This is a genomic window from Gimesia chilikensis, from assembly GCF_008329715.1.
GTDB classification, from domain to species: domain Bacteria; phylum Planctomycetota; class Planctomycetia; order Planctomycetales; family Planctomycetaceae; genus Gimesia; species Gimesia chilikensis.
In genome coordinates this window covers 12,846-30,533 of record NZ_VTSR01000009.1, presented here as the reverse complement: position 1 = coordinate 30,533, position 17,688 = coordinate 12,846, and the positions used below count along the sequence as shown (strand labels likewise).

Annotated in this window: 14 protein-coding genes; 7 read left to right on the top strand and 7 right to left on the bottom strand. The window is 55.1% G+C overall.

What is annotated here, in order from left to right:
* Nucleotides 1–9 precede the first annotated feature (9 nt).
* From FYZ48_RS13440 to FYZ48_RS13430, 3 genes are all read left to right on the top strand, one after another.
* Nucleotides 10–456 carry a hypothetical protein gene (locus FYZ48_RS13440; RefSeq protein WP_145439416.1) on the top strand — a complete coding sequence of 149 codons (447 nt, stop codon included), beginning with the start codon at nucleotides 10–12 and terminating at the stop codon, nucleotides 454–456.
* Nucleotides 457–562: 106 nt separating this feature from the next.
* Nucleotides 563–1,906: an alpha/beta hydrolase gene (locus tag FYZ48_RS13435; RefSeq protein ID WP_149341174.1), complete on the top strand. Its 1,344-nt coding sequence runs from the start codon at nucleotides 563–565 to the stop codon at nucleotides 1,904–1,906.
* A gap of 315 nt (nucleotides 1,907–2,221) precedes the next feature.
* Nucleotides 2,222–2,566, top strand: a complete 345-nt coding sequence (locus FYZ48_RS13430; RefSeq protein ID WP_145181335.1) for a hypothetical protein — start codon at nucleotides 2,222–2,224, stop codon at nucleotides 2,564–2,566.
* Nucleotides 2,567–2,678: 112 nt separating this feature from the next.
* Here the strand turns inward: FYZ48_RS13430 and FYZ48_RS13425 are convergent, their stop codons facing one another.
* The 4 genes from FYZ48_RS13425 to FYZ48_RS13410 all read right to left on the bottom strand — a co-directional run bounded on the left by FYZ48_RS13425 (nucleotide 2,679) and on the right by FYZ48_RS13410 (nucleotide 6,880).
* Nucleotides 2,679–3,167: a GreA/GreB family elongation factor gene (locus FYZ48_RS13425; protein WP_187782036.1), complete on the bottom strand. Its 489-nt coding sequence runs from the start codon at nucleotides 3,165–3,167 to the stop codon at nucleotides 2,679–2,681.
* Between the two features lie 127 nt (nucleotides 3,168–3,294).
* Nucleotides 3,295–4,452 carry a Gfo/Idh/MocA family protein gene (locus tag FYZ48_RS13420; RefSeq protein WP_145037610.1) on the bottom strand — a complete coding sequence of 386 codons (1,158 nt, stop codon included), beginning with the start codon at nucleotides 4,450–4,452 and terminating at the stop codon, nucleotides 3,295–3,297.
* 66 nt (nucleotides 4,453–4,518) lie between these two features.
* Nucleotides 4,519–5,571 (bottom strand): sugar phosphate isomerase/epimerase family protein, encoded by a 1,053-nt coding sequence (locus FYZ48_RS13415; RefSeq protein ID WP_149341171.1) that lies wholly within the window; start codon nucleotides 5,569–5,571, stop codon nucleotides 4,519–4,521.
* An 85-nt stretch (nucleotides 5,572–5,656) separates the two neighbouring features.
* Nucleotides 5,657–6,880 carry a hypothetical protein gene (locus FYZ48_RS13410; protein ID WP_149341169.1) on the bottom strand — a complete coding sequence of 408 codons (1,224 nt, stop codon included), beginning with the start codon at nucleotides 6,878–6,880 and terminating at the stop codon, nucleotides 5,657–5,659.
* Between the two features lie 498 nt (nucleotides 6,881–7,378).
* On the opposite strand from FYZ48_RS13410, the gene argC reads away from it, so the two are divergent.
* The gene (gene argC, locus FYZ48_RS13405; RefSeq protein WP_149341167.1) at nucleotides 7,379–8,392 is read left to right on the top strand and encodes an N-acetyl-gamma-glutamyl-phosphate reductase; all 1,014 of its coding nucleotides are present in this window, start codon (nucleotides 7,379–7,381) and stop codon (nucleotides 8,390–8,392) included.
* 28 nt (nucleotides 8,393–8,420) lie between these two features.
* Nucleotides 8,421–9,620, top strand: coding sequence for a bifunctional glutamate N-acetyltransferase/amino-acid acetyltransferase ArgJ (gene argJ / locus FYZ48_RS13400; RefSeq protein WP_242022640.1), 1,200 nt, complete (start codon nucleotides 8,421–8,423; stop codon nucleotides 9,618–9,620).
* Between the two features lie 132 nt (nucleotides 9,621–9,752).
* Here argJ and FYZ48_RS13395 read toward each other — a convergent pair whose 3' ends face one another.
* The 3 genes from FYZ48_RS13395 to FYZ48_RS13385 form a co-directional block, all read right to left on the bottom strand.
* Nucleotides 9,753–10,187: a hypothetical protein gene (locus FYZ48_RS13395; RefSeq protein WP_145037618.1), complete on the bottom strand. Its 435-nt coding sequence runs from the start codon at nucleotides 10,185–10,187 to the stop codon at nucleotides 9,753–9,755.
* A gap of 182 nt (nucleotides 10,188–10,369) precedes the next feature.
* Nucleotides 10,370–10,831 carry a hypothetical protein gene (locus FYZ48_RS13390; RefSeq protein WP_149341165.1) on the bottom strand — a complete coding sequence of 154 codons (462 nt, stop codon included), beginning with the start codon at nucleotides 10,829–10,831 and terminating at the stop codon, nucleotides 10,370–10,372.
* 96 nt (nucleotides 10,832–10,927) lie between these two features.
* Nucleotides 10,928–15,670, bottom strand: coding sequence for an outer membrane protein assembly factor BamB family protein (locus FYZ48_RS13385; RefSeq protein WP_149341162.1), 4,743 nt, complete (start codon nucleotides 15,668–15,670; stop codon nucleotides 10,928–10,930).
* 629 nt (nucleotides 15,671–16,299) lie between these two features.
* On the opposite strand from FYZ48_RS13385, the gene FYZ48_RS13380 reads away from it, so the two are divergent.
* Both FYZ48_RS13380 and pth read left to right on the top strand, forming a co-directional pair.
* The gene (locus FYZ48_RS13380; protein WP_149341160.1) at nucleotides 16,300–16,947 is read left to right on the top strand and encodes a 50S ribosomal protein L25; all 648 of its coding nucleotides are present in this window, start codon (nucleotides 16,300–16,302) and stop codon (nucleotides 16,945–16,947) included.
* Nucleotides 16,948–17,006: 59 nt separating this feature from the next.
* Nucleotides 17,007–17,573 carry an aminoacyl-tRNA hydrolase gene (gene pth / locus FYZ48_RS13375; protein ID WP_149341158.1) on the top strand — a complete coding sequence of 189 codons (567 nt, stop codon included), beginning with the start codon at nucleotides 17,007–17,009 and terminating at the stop codon, nucleotides 17,571–17,573.
* Nucleotides 17,574–17,688 lie beyond the last annotated feature (115 nt).

Sequence of the window (17,688 nt, the reverse complement as noted above, 5' to 3'; positions counted from 1 at the left end):
AAATCAAAAATGGATGGGATGCGCCCGACCAGTCTCTGTTTTTTTGCGTTATTGTTGATGTTGGTGCCGGGATGTAGTGGGAGTTCCGAACTGCAGTTCTCCACTGCCTCGGTGGGAGGAAGCGTCAGCTTCCGGGGAAAACCTCTGGAGACGGGTAAAATCCGTTTCATTCCCGATGGGGAAGTCATTGATGGCAAAGTCGCGGGTAAGGCCGTGTTTGCTGACATCAAGGATGGGAAATACTCGGTTCCCGCCGAGAAGGGAGTCACGGTAGGTAAGAACCGTGTCGAGATTAAAAGCTATCGTGGGACCGGCAAGAAAATGGTCAGCTCCGCCGGTGATGGCGAAAAAATTGAGGTCGAAGAACAGTTCATTCCCGCGGACTACAATTCGAAGTCCACACTTTCTGCCCAGATTCAGGAAGGGGAGAATACGGTCGACTTCGAGCTGAAATAACGGCTCTCTGTTGCTGATGTTTGACCATGCCCTGTCGGCCTGAGAGAATTCAGGCTGGCAGGGCGTTTTTCATTTCCGGGTCACCACAAGCAACGGGGCATAGTCGATGTCGCTTTTTTTCAGAATGATCGGTTTCCTGGCGATCTGTTGTCTGTTGATGCTGCCTGTCCAGGGGGCGGAGCAGGGAAGCGCGGGGCGCATTGAGCAGGCCCGAACATTTATCGAGCAGTTAGACCGGGGGGAAGCAGTCCAAGCCGTCCAGGAATTTGATGCGGTGATGGCCAAAGCACTCTCCGCCGAACGGTTGCAGGCCCTCTGGGTGGCTCTGGAGCAGCAGCATGGAGCGTTCCAGAAGATTCTTAGCACACGCGTCGAAACCAAAGCGCCTTACGAGATTGTGCTGGTGAGCTGCCAGTTTGAGAAAAACCGTGTGATGGCGCGGGTTGTCTATGCGAAAGACAACCTGATCAGCGGGCTCTTTTTTAAGCCGGATGGGGAGTATCAAAGACCGGGCTATGTTGATCCCCGGAAATTCACCGAAGAACCAGTGGTAATCGGTAAAGGGCTCTGGGAACTGCCGGGAACCCTGTCGCTGCCAGTCGGGGAGGGGCCCTTTCCAGCAGTGATCCTGGTGCATGGTTCCGGTCCCCAGGACCGCAATGAGACGGTTGGCCCTAATCAGCCGTTCAAGGATCTGGCGCAGGGGCTCGCTTCGCGGGGGATCGCGGTGCTTCGCTACGACAAGCGGACTTACCACCATCGCCTGAAAATGGCCCTACTGTCGCAGCGAATCAAGGTCAGGGAAGAGACCGTGGAGGATGCGGCGCTGGCTGTCCAGCGGCTTGCCGGAGATCCACGCATCGATCCTCAGCGAATTGTGGTGCTGGGACACAGCCTGGGCGGTTATCTGCTGCCCCGGATCGCGGCGGAGAGCAAGGATGTTGCTGGTTTGATCAGCCTGGCTGGATCGGTCAGGCCGCTGGAGGATCTGATTCTCGACCAGACCAGGTATCTGGTCCAGCTGGACGGGAAAGTGACCAGTGAGGAGCAGGCGCAGCTCGATGCCCTGGCGGTCCAGGTGGAGCGCGTCAGGTCGACGGAATTGAACGAGTCGGTCTCGGCTGTGGATTTGCCTCTGGGCGTGTCAGCCAGCTACTGGCTGGACCTGCGGGGTTATCAGCCCGCCCAGGCCGCCAGAACACTCTCACAGCCCCTGTTGATCCTGCAGGGGGAACGGGACTATCAGGTCACCATGGAGGACTTCAGGCTTTGGAAAGAGGCGCTGGCTGAACGGGAGGATGTCCGCCTGCGTTCGTATCCCGGACTGAATCATCTCCTGATGGTAGGTGAGGGAAAGAGCCTCCCCGCGGAGTACCTGGTTCCAGGGCATGTCTCTGAAAAGGTGATACAGGACATTACGGATTGGGTAAAAGCGCTCAGGCCATTGTGAGAGCAGGGCTTCGGGAGGCAGGGGCTGGTATTCCTGCCTGAGTCTTGGGCAGATTTTCGGCAGACGCAAATAAAGGTTGCACACGGAATCTTAACTGAGGGGCCAGCGAAGATGTGGAGCGGGTTAAGATTGGGTTCAAAGTTGAATTAACTAAGTATATGCCGTTGCTTTGGATATGGCTTTTTTATATCACGGTGGGCATACCGTTTGAGCAGTTTTTTTGAGACTGTTCCCGTTTCGGCACATGATTCGCCATTGCTGGTATATCAGTATGAATCCCAGCCGACCCTCATTTATTTTAGTTGGATAATGGCTATGTCTTTGCAGATCTTACAAAAGCCCCGTCGTGCCTTTGCAGAAGAAACAACAATCCTGGACGGTCTCCGCAAAAGCCTGAAACCTGTCGTTGAACAGTCCGCATCTGTGTCGGCGGCTGCCAGCCAGTGGGAATCATGCCCGGAAGCAGAAGAACTGGAAACAGAGATTGTTTCCGGGACGCATCAGCAAGTTCGTAATATCAAAGTCCGCTGCGATCATGCAGGAATCACCGTTTACGGTGTCAGCTCCAGCTACTACCTGAAACAACTGGTGACTACAATCGTGCAGACCTTTGCCCCTTCGGTTCCTCTGATGAACCGGGTGATGGTCAAAGTGAAATAAGCCCGGGTTCTCTGACGCTGCCTGACTGGACCCCCAGGTAGTCTCTGACCCAATAAAAAAGCGACGTGAAACAGGTTTCACGTCGCTTTTTTTATTTTCAGACGAGCGGTGCTCAGTCTTCCATATCTTCAATTTCCAGGACTTCAAAGTGGAGTTTCCCAGAGGGAACATCGACTTCCACCTTGTCGCCGACTTTTTTGTTCAGCAGACCCTGGGCCAGCGGGCTGGAGGTCAGGATCTTCATGACTTCGCCCATGTAGTCCTCTTCACCCGGGCCGACGAATTCGTACTTTTCGTCCAGCCCATCGTCGAGGTTTTTTACGGTGACGACGGAGCCATAGGTGACCTGCCCTTTGGGCATGGACGATTTATCAGCAATATAGCAGCTGGCGAGTTTTGATTTCAGCTTGCTGATTTTCAGGTTAGTCATCCCCTGTGCTTCTCGCTGGGCATGGTATTCTGCGTTTTCTTTCAAGTCCCCTTCGGCCCGGGCATCTGCGATTCTCTGAGCGATATCAGGCAGGACTTCGTTTTCGAGATGGCGGATCTCTTCACGCAGTTTATCATAACCTTCTTGTGAGATTGGATGACGGTCCACTATTTTGACTCCCAATTTTCTAACGTCTATTTTTGATTCTACCTATAACAAAAACGGGCGACGCGGAGTGCCACCCGTTTTTGTAAATTCTGATTGAGTAAGCATTATAGCAGAAAACCTGCCTGCAATGCTATGCTATTTCGACCCATTGCTTTTCTTTTGCACTTTGCAGGACCGCGTCGCAGACTTTCTGGGTCTCGAGAGCGGAACGGAAGTCGGGCTGAGTCGGTTTGCCGGTATCCAGGCCCTGGAAGAAGTCGGCCAGGGCATTGGTGAAGGTGTGCTCGTAACCGATGGTACACCCGGGAACCCACCATTTATCCATGTAGGGATGCTCGAAGTTGGTGACGTGGATCCGCCGCCAGCCGGTAACGTGGTCTTCGACCTTTTTGCCGGTGGTGGGGTTGGCGTATTCGAAGAACTGCAGAATCTGCGGATCTTCCAGATCGAAGTAGACGGAGCCATCTGCACCATTCAGTTCGAACGTATTGAAGTTCTTACGTCCGCGAGCGTAGCGGGAGCTTTCAAAGGTTCCCAGTGACCCGTTGGCAAAGCGGGCGAGGAACATACAGGCATCGTCGATTTCGACCTTGGTCTTTTCGCCGGTTTCCTGGTGCACGCGTTCCTTGATGAAGGTTTCGGTGGCTGCGGAGACCGAGGTGATCGGTCCGTTGAGCCAGATAGCCGAATCGATGGAGTGGGCCAGCAGGTCGCCGGTCACGCCGCTACCGGCGACTTTGGCATCCAGACGCCAGAGTGTCGCACCCCCCTGGGGAACGTCTTCGGCGATGGTCCAGTCCTGCAGGTACTGGGCGCGGTAGTGGAAAGGGCGTCCGATGCGGTTTTCGTCCACCAGCTGTTTAGCGAGGGTGATCGAAGGGACACGGCGGTAGTTGAACCAGACCATGTTGGCGACACCCGCTTTTTCGATCGCTTCGGTCATGGCGACTGCTTCGGCGACATTCATGGCCAGCGGTTTTTCGCAGAGGACCATTTTGCCGGCTTCCGCAGCGGCGATAGCGATATCGTGGTGCGAGTTGTTGGGGGTGGTGATGTCGATCAGGTCGATATCGTCCCGTTCAATCAGTTTTCGCCAGTCGGTTTCGTAGGACTCCCAGCCCCAGTTGTCGGCGAAGTCTTTGATTTTGTCTTCGCTGCGGGCACAGCAGGCCTGCAGAACGGGGGTGTGATCGATATCGAAAAACTTGCTGACCTGACGATAAGCGTTGGAGTGGGTACGTCCCATGAATCCGTAGCCGATGAGGCCGACGCGAACTGGTTTGGTCATTGGTGTGACTCCTTGTCGTTTAAAATGAAAAATGCAGGTTTAAGTCAGTTGATCAGCGGCCAGAAATCAGGACCATCCGTGAGCGTTTCTGACGCTGATCATGGCTGCCAGGATATCGTTCCAGGTCTGTGGGTTCATCATGACTTCGTTGGAGAACATGCAGCCGTCCCAGCAGATGTGCTCGAATTTCTTCGTCAGCTCACCCTTGCCGTCACGCAGCCAGTAGCCGGCCCGTTTGGTGATGTCGAGCTTGCCGTTGGGATCGTTGGGCAGACAGTGACGACCGGTTTTATCGTGTGAACCGGTGCCATGTACGGTGCCGTCGTTCTGGGCGACGTGGAAGTCGATAGTCCAGGGACGCAGGGCATCGGTCAGAGTGGTATAAGCGGAATCGAAGGTGGCTTCGTCATTCCAGTCGAAGTCTTCGGGGAGCAGACGGTCTTCGGGAGCGTTGTAACCCATCAGGTAGAGCAGGGTGTGAGACATGTCTGCCTGGAAGCCGACCACGTCGGGACGATCGACCATTTCCAGCAACTGGACCATGCGTCTCCAGCTGTGCATGCCGCCCCAGCAGATTTCCCCTTCAGCGGCGAGTCGTTCGCCGTGATCGGCGGCGATGTCGGCGGCCTGTTTGAAGGTGGCAGCGATTTTCGCCTGGTTGCCATTGGGGTCGGCGACCCAGTCGCCAGGTCCGGCAGCGGAGTCGATGCGAACGACGCCGTAGGGACGCACGCCGAGTTCCCGCAGCTTCTTAGCGATGCCACAGCCTTTACGAACCTGTTCCAGGAACTGACCGCGTTCTTCGTCGCTGCCCATAGCGGATCCACCACCGGTGGGCGGCCAGACAGGGGCCACGACCGAGCCGATAACCAGATTCCGTGACTGAACTTTCTCAGCCAGTTGTTTGAGGTCATCGTCGGTGGAGTCGATGCTGACATGGGGATCAAACAGGAACAGGTCTGTTCCGTCGAATTTGACGCCGTCCACTTCCGCAGCAGCGGTGAGGTCGAGCATGGTATCCAGATCGATGGGGGGCTCGGAATCAGGGCCTTTTCCGACGACACCCGGCCAGGAGGCATTGTGAAGTTTGGGGAGGGTGTTGGCTGCGTTATCACTCATGAGAGGGTCCTTCATGTCTGCAGGAGGTATCAGATCGAAATAAAAACTGCCCGAGAGGTCGGGCAGTTGCGTGTGACGATTCAGTTTACTTGTGATGGTCGCCGACGTTTGGAGCGTCGGGGCAGGCGTCGGGACCGAAGTAACGGAGCGAGACGAGAGGCTCACTGCCGGTGTTTTCGATGGTAACGCCTTCTTTCGCTGTTTTTTCTGTGACGAAGACTTCGTCTTCCGTCATTTCGCCGAAGCGGATCATGGCGGGCGTCTGCAGCCGCAGGTTGCCGATTTTGCCTTCACCCTGGACGGTGATCCAGCTATAGGCGCCGGTATCCTTGAGGGTGAGTTTTGCACCCGGATCGACGGTCAGTTCCTTAGCGGTAAAGAGCTGCTCGCCATTGACTTTCCCGTAGACGACCCAGCGATCAACGTAACCTGCTGCGGCGGTATCGCCAATAGTGATCGGCTCGAGGTAGTTGTTCTCTTTGAAGTTCGGATCGACGTTGGCTTCCCAGTCGAGGGCTTCGACAAGGTAGGCGTTGTCGTCGTGCTTGTCTTCGGGGAAGTCCTTGGTTAGCAGGGAGCGGTGTACGGCCCGACCTTCCACCATTGACTGGTACATGCCGAAAACATCACTGCCCCACTGTGGTTCGTAGGTCAGGAGACTTCCGGGAGCGTGCAGGACACAGGGAGGAATCAACCAGCCAGTTCCTGGTTTGAGGCGGTATGCTTTGGAGAGATCCAGAATGCCGTTGTCCCCGTCGTTCCAGCGATCCAGGCAATCGATGACGTCCTGTTTGGTTGTTCCGGGTTCCAGCCCCATGAACGTGTAGGGGAAGTTATTCCCGATGGCATTCAACTGGGGTGGAAAATAGTAGGATTCCGGCTTCCCTTCCTGACCGACTTTGGCAGCCTGTTCGGAATTCTGGTGCATGTGGTGCGGAATCGGACCCATGTTATCGAAGAATTTCGAGTAGACGGGCCAGCGGTTGTACTTGCCCCAGATGGCGTCGCCGATGATTTCGCCGCCCAGTTCGCTGATGGCGTCTTTCAGGGTGAATTTTTCATCGCCGAAGACACAGTAGCTGAGGCCTTCGTCATCTGGTGCCCCTTCGTTGGTGGCGACCGTTGTAGAACCAAACCAGCGTTCATCGATCCCGCCGCGGTGTGTTCCGAGGGCATAGTAGTCATTGGGGTGCAGTTTGAGACGACGACCAGGCTGCAGGAACACTCGGGGAACCCAGGTAGGAGACAGTCGAAAAATTCCACCACCTTCAGACAGCGCATCGGCGGCTAGTTTGGCAACGTTAGACATTCTACTCTATTCTAAATCCGTGTTGAGCTAGCATGCGTGTCGGCGCGACCCCTGACGAAGAACTACCGTCCTGGCCATTTGAGAAAGGAACGCCGAGCGCCAGCGAATTGAATTGTCGTCGGTAGAAACTACCGGAATCGATCAATTTATTGTGATGTTTCAGGTACTTTTTGAAAAGGAAACAGAATTAATTTTGCCGCTTAATTTGAAAGAATCGGGGGCATTTGATGTGAGAGAGTTGACTTTGTTAATTCTAAAGAACCATTATAAATCAAGGGTTGCAGAGAACGCTGGTTCGCATCCGACAGTGGTGGAGTTCGATTGATTCTGTCTCGTGTGAAGCCCGCGTTACTGCAAAATCTGGAGAAAGCGGGCGATCCCCGGGGCAGGCAACCTTGTCGTCCCCATATAGCTGCTTAGAATGTACGTTTTGATTTTGTTCAGCGGGGCTCGCTCCGATCTGAACGGTTTTTGAGAACAGACCTGGAACGGGGAACAATGACCAAAGTTGCCATCATGGGAGCCACGGGGTACGCGGCTCTGGAACTGATCAAAATTCTGCTGCGAAATCCCGAAGTCGAGATCGTCGCGCTGACCACACGCTCAGATGAAGCACCGCATATCAGTGAGATTCACCACTCTCTCGAGGGGCGTCTGGATCTGCGTTGTGAGAATCTGTCAGCGGCAGAAATTGCAGAACGGGCCGACTTTGTCTTCTGTGCTCTCCCACACGTGGCCAGTATGGAAGTGATTCCGGATCTGCTTGCTGACGGCTGTCGCGTGGTCGATTTGAGTGCCGACTACCGGTTGAGTGATCCTGCGGTCTACGAGCAGTGGTATCATCATGTGCACATCGATCCGACCCGCCTGGGAAGCACGATTTATGGTCTGCCCGAACTCGGTGCGGACAAAATTCCCAGTGCCGATCTGATCGCCAATCCCGGCTGTTATACCAGCGCCTCGATTCTGGGACTGGCTCCCCTGATTGCCAACTCCCTGATTGAGCCGACGGGGATTATCATCGACGCGAAGAGTGGCGTCAGCGGCGCGGGGCGGAAACCGAAGCTGGGAACGCTTTACCCGGAATGTAATGAGAGCATCACCGCCTATGGTGTGGGAACGCATCGGCACACGCCGGAAATCGAAGAAGTCCTGACGACACTGGGCGGAACAGACGTGAAAGTGACGTTCACGCCGCACCTGACCCCGATGAACCGGGGAATTCTGGCGACCATGTATCCCCGCCTGAAAGAAGATACGAGCCTGGATCATCTGAAAGAAGTTTATCGCACCTTCTATGCAGATAAACCGTTCGTGCGCATCATCGACCGGCTGCCCGCGACCCGGGAAGTGTCGGGGACCAATTATTGTGATATTTCGCTGCAGTCCGCGGGGAACCAGCTGATTGTCTTTTCGGCAATCGATAACCTGATTAAAGGGGCTGCAGGCGTGGCGGTGCAGAATTTCAATCTGATGGCCGGTTATCCGGAAACGACAGGCTTAATTGTCTGAACCATGATTTCTTTCCGAGGAGAAGCAGTTGACTGCTGACATGATTTTGCCCCAGGGTTTCCGGTCTGCCGGTCTGGCCTGCGGGATTAAGGAAAACAAATCGACCTTCGATTTGTCGCTGTTTGTGTCTGATGAGCCCTGTGTGGGGGCGGGCGTTTATACCACGAACCAGGTTTGCGGGGCTCCCGTGAAGGTATCCCGCGAACGCGTGCCCGGCGATTCGGTGCGGGCGGTGATCATTAACTCGGGAAATGCGAACGCCTGCACGGGCGAACGCGGAATCGAAGATGCCCGCTGGATGACCAGCCAGGTCGCAGAAAGACTCGGGCTGGAAAGCGAAGAAGTCCTGGTCTGCTCGACCGGAATCATCGGACACTTCCTGCCACGAACACCGATTGAGGCGGGGATTCCCAGGGTGATCTCTGAGCTGGGGGCGGACGCGGAGTCCTTTCTGAATGCAGCCCGGGGCATGATGACCACGGATACTGTTCCCAAGCAGGCGACCCGCGAGTTATCGATTGGTGACAAAACCGTCCGCGTGAGTGGCGTGGCGAAGGGGGCGGCGATGATTGCTCCTAACATGGCGACGATGCTGTCGGTAATCATGACCGATGCTCCGTTGAATGCCAGCCAGGCTGATGCACTGCTCAGGGAAGCTGTAGATTACAGCTTCAACTGCGTGTCGGTCGAAGGGCATACGAGTACCAGCGATTCGGTCATTCTGCTGGCCAATGGTGCCTCGGGCGCGGAAGCACTTTCTACAGACGACCTGACTCATCTGCAGACGGCGATTATGGAAGTGGCGATGGAACTGGGGCAGGCGATCATCCGCGATGCAGAAGGCGCCGATCATTTCGTCACGATTGAAGTCTCCGGGACGAATACGCAGGCGGAAGCAAAAGAAATTGCCCGGACGATTGCCAACGATGCGCTGGTGAAGACGGCGATTGCCGGTTCGGATCCGAACTGGGGCCGGATTGTTTCCGCGACCGGTCGGACGAGTGTGAAGCTGACCGAGCAGGACATCGTGCTGCATATCAACGGGATGCTGATCTACGAAAAGGGCATGCCGGCCGACTTCGATGAAGAGGCGGTCTCCCGCTCGATTCGCGAAAACCGGGACGTTTCGATTCAGTTGCAGCTGCCTTTCGGGGCAGAGTCGATTGTGTTCTGGACCAGTGACCTGACCCAGGAATACGTGCGGTTGAATTCCGAATACACGACCTGATTGACGCCGATCGATCAGATCCAGGCATGAAAAAAGAGCGGGCGTTTCTCGAAAGAAACGCCCGCTCTCTGTTTAAAATCTCAGCACGCTGGCCCGCGAATGCATGCTGAAAGATTTCGCTGACGAATCAGCTTATTTTTCAGTGACTTTGAAACCTTTTTCGAAGGCTTTGTCATTGAAGATCAGTTTGATCTGCTCATCGCCGGAAGCTTTAGCGGCTTTGCCTTTGCATCCACCACAGCAGAATTTGACTTCAGTTCCAGCTACAGTCACGGCCTGAGCAGGATTGACAGGCTTGCCAGCGAAGGGGCATTTGACCTGTTTGGCTTTGCCGGTAGCAACCAGCTGCAGGTTGGCTTTAGCGGCAAACTTCTTGGGGTTTGCTTCGAAAGCTTTTTTGCAGTTGCCACAGCAGAGAGCAACGGTGGTGCCTTTGTAGTCAGCGGTGACGCTGTCTTTGGCGGGCTTACCGGCAACGGGGCAGATCGCTTTAGCATCTGCGGCGAATGCCTGACCTGCAAAAGCGACAACAGCCAGTACGGCGGCGATTGATAATACTTGACGCATGGTTTTCTCCTTAAGGGTAAAAAACAGTTTTGGTTTTTCTTACTTGAAACGTGACGTATCTTAAAGCGGTGTGCGTTCGGGACTCCTGCAGAAAGGCGGGGGCCGGTCAGGAGCGCACGTCATCATTTACATGATGAAATGCGGGGAACGGCACGGGTTGATCCGGCCGGAAACGGGGCGAACTAGATCAACCAGAGGCAGAAATGCGCGCAATGTTCCTCTGCAGAGCAGGGAACTTCGGTAGAATGCAGCTCACGAGATTGAGAAGCGGCCGGGCGTGTCGCCGGGCTCAGGGGAGCTGTCAGGTCAATCAGGTCCCAGTTACAACGGAGCTGTTGTGCCAGCTCAACCGATTTGACCGAAGTCGCGGTGGCGGGCTGAGAGAAGCTGTGCTGACACTGGCAGCCATTCTGCTGGCAGTTTAGCTGCTTCTGCTCTGTAGGGGCCTGTTTTTCCTCCGTTTTCGCAGTTTTACAGCAGCAGGATTTAGGTTGCGGCTGCTCTGGCTGCTTGTTGGCTTGTGTGCAACAGCAGCAGGAACTGGACTGAGATGTCTGTTTTTCGCCACATTCGCAACCTGAGACTGGGACGGCTGGCAGAGCCAGGGAGCCAATCAGGATCAGGACAAACAGGCGGTGAAACATAGACTTTCTCAAGCGGTGTTAAATCAGGCAAGTAAATATCAGGTGTGAAACTACATCATTTTATTTTTATGAGTTTTATTTCGCAAGTAGAATTTTTCAATTCTTTTTTTGGCTCTTTTCCTGAGATGGCTTTTCAGCGGCTTTCGCGGGATCGTTTTCCGGTGCAGCGGGGGCGGTGCGGCCTAAAGCGAGCACGTCAGCGTCGTAGAGATGGATTTTGGCGTTGTACATTAATATTTCCATCATTTTCTGTTCGTAGTCGACTCGGATGTCCCGAATGTTGGATTCCAGCGGTGCTTTCCAGTCGAGCAGCGTTTTGCCGGTCTGTTTATCCAGTGCTTTGAGATGAATAATACTGGTGGACCGATTGCCGGTTCGCAGGTAATCGCGCGAGACGAGAAGTGTTATCGGCAGCAGATTCTGTTCGTCGAGGACCAGGTGTTTCTTCTCGAAGTCCTCGGTCCAGATCTGTTTTCCGGTCTGGCGATCAAAGACGGTCAGGGAACCATTTGTGGGGACTGAGGGCACGCTGACCGAGATCGTGTTGCGTGCCTGGGAATTGCCGACCAGGTAGACACGGGCACGATCTGCGACGACATAAAGGTCATCGTGTTTGCCTAACTGATCCTTGTTGATGGTTCCCAGGTCCCGCACCTGACCATTTCTGAGGTCGACGATTTTCAGTTCCCCAGCAGGCGTGAGTGCCGCGAGGAAATGCTGGCTGCACATCGCGAATTTGGTTTCGCGGTCGAATTCCCGCGTCCAGGGCAGATGCGTCACACCGGGCTGGAAGGCGAAAATCGAAGTCAGGCGGGCATCGCGAATGGGATGCTTGATGTCGCCGGTAGGAATGATGCCGACAAAGTTGGAGCCCCCCTGGTAAATGGCGTGACTCATCAGGCGAATATTGGCCGGCAGTTCGCGCTCCTGTCCATCGCTGACGCGGAGGATCTTTTTCACTTCACGATTCCGCGAGACGAGATAGATCTGCCGGTCATCCCCAAGGACCCGGGTGTCCTGATCCACGTTTTCATGGGTCCAGCGGACCTGGCCGGTGCGGGTGTCGACAAGAATGATGTTGCGACGACTGTAGTAGCAGGTGTAATCGGCGTTCGCAGCGGCGATCATGCCGACGTTGCGAATCACGATCGATGGATGGTGCCGATGAATCAGAGACGATTCGGTTCCCAGTGGAGCGGGTGTTCGGTTGAACATGCTGCTGTAGTGGCGATTGGTCTGTTCCCGTTCGAGCTTCTGGCTCCAGATCAGCTTCCGGTCGACCAGGTCGTAGAGGTGGAGCATGTCGCGGTGCTGTAGTACCAGGTTATGGCCTACCAGTTCGCTTTCATTGAAGCTGGACGAACGGGCCTGCTGCATGGACCGCAGGGGCGTTGACCAGATCATTCGCTTGCTGAAGGTTTCAGTCATGGCCAGCCGGTTCTCGCGGGGATCGACGGTCAGGCTGTGTGTGCGGAAGAAGGGGAGTGGTGAGTCGAGTGTGTCGAGCGTCTGTTCGCGGGTTGAAATATAACGGCCCGAACCGCCGACAATCAGCTTGAGTTTTTCCGGACGCCAGTTGCTGGACTGCGGTCGCCGTTGTTCGTTGTCGCGCAACGTCTGCAAGGTGGCGACCATGAACTGTTCTACGCTCTGGTTATTGGGCAGACGGAGTTGAGAATCGAGGTTGGCAAGTTCTTCCAGGTAATGCTGTGCGTCGGCATCGAGTTCGTGTTTCAGGCAGAGTCGAACCATGCCTGCCAGGCCTTCTGCGGTGAGTTCCGGCTGCTTCTGCTGGATCAGGCGAGAGAGCCAGAGTTCAGCGGTGAAGAATTCTTCCGAAGCCAGGGCGCCATCGATGAGCTGTCTCAAAACCGGAATTGAGGCGGTATGAAAACCGAACTGACGCAGGAAGCGTTGCTGATCTTCGCTGTCGGCATTTGCGAGTTCCGCTGCCCGCTGATTCAAGTGTTGTGTGAACTGTTCCTGTTCTACTTTACTGGCCTGACTCCAGAGGTCTTCAGCCTGGCCGGCGATCCAGCAGTCAATCTGGACTTCAGTATTTTCATTCTGGAAGAACGTTTCTGCGGGGGCCTGTCCCAGTTCCTTGAGCAGTGAGAGTGTGCGGGAGAATTCGTGCCGGGCCCGGGCGCGTTCGATGAGCAGACGCTGCAGTTCCAGTCGTTCTTTTTCGGAGCTGACCTGCTGCTGCAACTCGGTGACCAGTTCATCGTGTTGCTGGAAGTCGGAGCGAATCAGTGCGGTCAGGCAGTGAACCAGTTGGTCGTGGAATTTTTTCTGATCTGCGTCAGGGAGCTGGCTGCGATCGAGCTGCTGCAGACGGGACCAGGCGGCCTGGTAGCGCTGATTCATGATCAGCAGTTCGGCTTCCTTGAAGAGTGCCAGCGGGCTGTTCGGGTTCTGCTGCTTAATCTTTTGGATCTGATTTTCAAAGGTCTGTTTCTGTTCGTAGCTGACCAGGCCGCGGGGGCTCAGTGAAAGAAACTGACCGTGATGCACGATCAGATTTCCCAATGGCTGGTTGGTGCTGGCATTCGACAGTCGATTGACGACTTTGCCTGAAGCGACATCAAAGGTCCAGACCTGTCCGCTCTGCAGGGGGACGTGCAGATGCTGGTCGGCAATCACTGCCTGTCCCGAAGGGGCGCCCGCCTGTTTGTCGTAGAGTGTCTGCCAGGCGTTTTTACCTGTTTTGAGGTCGATGGCGGTCACACTGTTCATGCCCACCATCAGCACTTTGCCATCCGCGACGCCGGCCAGGGAGACCATAGCTTCTTTGGCCCGTTTGGTCCAGGCCGGCAGGCCTGTGATCAGATCGAGGCAGATCAGCGACTGATCATCGGGGGGCGTATAAACGACTTTGCTGTCGATGATAATCGGTGCAGAGGGGCTCCAGCGATGATTAACGGGTTCGAAGCTGGTCTGTTCGAGGCGGTTGAAATGCTGTCCGTTTTCATCTGAAGCGGATGAGGTATACCGGGTCGACCACAGAATGGAGTGGTTCAACTGGCCGATAGCGGTGACCAGGCCGATGGTGGTCGGGCAGATCAGAATTCCCTGGTCGACGGCGACCGGTGCGATCCACCAGCGGCGGACCATATCCAGGGCGATATCCTGTTCGGGGTTACCGATCTGCTGAGACCAGAGTTCTTCACCAGTCTGCGGATTGAGGGCATAAACCCGAATCTCACGATCGCGTTCGCCGATGATGTAGAGTTCGTTGCCGGAAGGGGTAGGAGCACCGAAGAAGAAAGTTCCCGCGAGGGGCAGGTCGAACGGTTCATCGAATTTGACGCCTCCGACTTTCCAGAGAGGCTGACCGGTTTGCAGTTCGTAGGCAACCAGTTGATTGGATGACCAGAAGTCTTCCTCAAAGTCGCCTCTTCGACGGCGGAAGCGGTTCAGATTCCGCGAAGTGCCGCTGGCGCTGAGGTTCAGTCGCATGCTTTCCAGAATAAACAGCCGCTCGCCATCGCTGCTTTGGCTGCCCCAGTTGGCGTTGCGATAGATCAGGCTGGTCAGCGGGTGCGCATCGGGGTCGGTCCCATTGTATATAGAGAACGGACGCACGTCCGGTGCGGGATCAAACAGCCGTCGGGCCTCGGGTTCCTGTTGTCCCTTGAGCTGTGCTTTGATAAAGGACTCTTCCGGAGAGTTCTCCAGAGCTGTCTGCCAGAGCGGGGCTCCGGTCGCTGCGTCGATGACCTGCACTCCCTTCAGAGTGCGAAAGACGATTTTTCCATCGATGGCCAGGGGAGGCAGAGCCGGTACAGTGGCATGCTCGGAACTGGCCAGGTCTTCCTGGATCAGATCGAGCTGAGACTGGATCGAATGGTTGGAAGTCAGCGGGTAAGACCAGCGGGGAATCAGCAGCGGATCGGCCTGTTGGGCGCGGGCGGCATGGCTGGGAGAGCCGAACAGCATGGGCCATTCGTCCAGGGGGTGATTTCCGGTTGAGCCGAGGATCTGTTGTTTTTCGAGCCAGGTCAGCGGCTTTTCGGTGCTGCCTCCGATTTGAATCGGCTGGCTGAGGTCGACAGCACCGCTGGATGATGCCATCAGTTGCCGGGCCAGTTCCTGGTTGCCCGTCTGTTTTAGAATATAAGCGGCTTTCGTTTTCCATTGAGGAGAGCGGGTCAGGGGGGGCTGGTATTTCAGAAGTCGTTGCACGTATTGCTCAGCCAGTCCGAACTCTTTGCGTTCCATATGATAGGAGATCAGGTAGTTCATCGCGCGGGCGCCGGCAGCAGTGCTGGAGAAGCGGGTGGCGATTTCGGCGAACTGCTCGGGGGGCGCATTATTCTGCTGTGCGTCGTTGAACATTTTTTCCGCGAGGGCCGCATATTGCCGTTCGAATTTCTGCTGCTCTTCCTCGGGCAGGAGTTCCAGGAGTTCGTAGATCAGTTCCCGGTCGGTGATTAATCCCCGTTCCCCGGCGATGTGGACCGGGAGATTCAGGCTGTTTTCCAGCATCAACTGCAGTTTTTCGCGTGCGGCTTCCCACTGCTCATCCTGCAGTAACTGCTGTACACTTTTGAAGCGGCGTTCCTGTTCCAGGTCCTGCGGGTAACGGTAGTAGTCTGGTGTGCGTTTTTTGTCGGCTTCGTCTACCTGGACTTCGGCCGGCTTTTTCTTGCCGAAGATTCCCTGCAGGATCTGCTTGAGCTGATTCAGCGGGGGATTGGGTTTGGCCTGCTGCGGATCGTTGGGCTGAAAGGGCTGTTCTGCTTTGTCGTCTGCCTGGAGAGCAGGGGCCGATACCAGGATGAGACCGGTAATAATGGAAAAAGCGATTGTCCGAGTGAGACGGATAAAATGCATGCAGACTGCCTTTTGGGATATCGAGCGAAAGCCCCTGGTTCTGAGATGCAGAAGTTACGGGGCAGCTTGAGTTTTCACGCTGATTCCATTCTACAGTCAGATCAGGTTGAGCCAATACGGAATCTCGCCGATTTGAACATCGGCGGCTGAGTTTTTCTGGTGAATCAGGGGAAACCCGGGGTGGTCTGGTTGATCTCGCGTGGTGTTTTTGTGTATACTTTCGGGCGATCCTGAAGCAGGTCGTGATGTCAGGCCGGGCGTTTCCCGTCAATCAATTCCTGAAAATCAGGCTGTCTTGTGACTTTCAACCAAGATAGAGGGGGTGTTCGGTTGCAGATTTGTAAGCGGGAAGTTATTTTTGCACGCTTCAACTATAACGATCTGGTGAGAGACCAGCTGATGTAGTCGGCTGGACCCGCTGATTTTGTCTCCGGGGAGACCGGTTGGAATTGTCCTTTTCGGCCTGTTTTAAGGCCGATTTCGATCTCCGGTTCCACTGCGGAAGCCCTTTGAGACAACGGTAATATTACTGTATTCACGATATCGTGTCGGATTTATCGATTCAAAGTCTTTAATGGACGAGTGGTTCGACGAGATGTGTCGAGTCACTCTTCGAGGAATGTTGGGAAATGTCAGACGATTTTGTATTGCAGCGAATCAGTGCCTCCAAACGGGAAAAACTGGGATCCATTGAAAGCCGTCGCATCCGTCGTGCAGGGCGTATTCCTGCTGTCGTGTACGGACATGAGCTGGAGCCTGCCCATATCAGTGTCGACGATCACGATCTGCGTGATCTGATCAAGAACCGGGAACGGGTTTTTGAAATCGACGTGGATGGCAAAGTCGAAGAAACGATTCTGCGTGATCTGCAGTGGGACACCTTTGGCAGCTATATTCTGCATGTCGACCTGATGCGGATCAACGCATCTGAGCGGGTGACTGTCGAAGTTCCTGTAACCCTGCGTGGTACTTCCCCCGGTGCCCTCGATGGTGGCGTACTGGAACAGCCTCTGCACACACTGGAACTGGACTGTCTGGCTCACAGCATTCCGGACAGCATTCCCGTGCGAATCAACTCGCTGGAAATTGGCGATGCGATTCACGTCAGCGATATCGAAGTTCCTCGTGGAGCCAAGATCCATAACGAACCAGAGCAGGTTGTAGTTCACGTTCTGCCTCCGCAGGGCGTTCCTGAACTCGGGGAAGAAGAAGGCGAAGGTCCTGACGCTCCCGAAGTTATTGGGGAATCCGAATCAGAAGAAGCAACCGAAGAATAGTTGTCCCTGGTTCAATCGCGATCAAGTAATCAGTAGTTAAGAACCTGACGGGTGGCGTTGTGAAAGTGGTCGTAGGACTGGGGAATCCCGGTAGACAATACGAGCGAACACGTCACAATATCGGGTTTGACGTTTTGTCTCAGCTGGCAGACTGGCACGGTGTTGCCGGGTTCAAAAGCCAGTTTGAGGCGCTCGTCGGTGAGTTTTCGCTGGGGGGTGACAAGGTGTTACTCGTTGCCCCGCAGACATTTATGAATTTAAGTGGTCGCAGCGTTGCCGCTGTGACCAAGTTTTACAAACTGCCTGCCAGCGATGTCATGGTGGTCTGTGATGATATGAACCTGCCTCTGGGGCGACTCCGGTTACGGGGATCCGGCTCGGCGGGAGGACAAAAAGGTTTACAGGACATTCTCCAGAAACTGGGGACCCAGGATGTGCCACGCCTGCGAATGGGAGTGGGGCGACCTCCGGCCGGGTTTGCGGTAGCGGATTATGTTTTAAGTCGATTTCGGGATAACGAGTCCGATTCGGTTTCGCAGGCGGTACAAAACGCGGCCCGCGGGGTTGAATGCTGGGTCGAACAGGGCCTGGAAATCGCCATGAATCAGGTGAATGCACCTGAATGAAACACGGACCCTGGTTTTTGTGAAAACCGGTGGTCAAAACAAAATAGAGTCTGATCGTCAATCTGGCCTTAGGGCCAAATTATTCCGGGAGAACAGTCTTGTCTGTAGCAGAGAA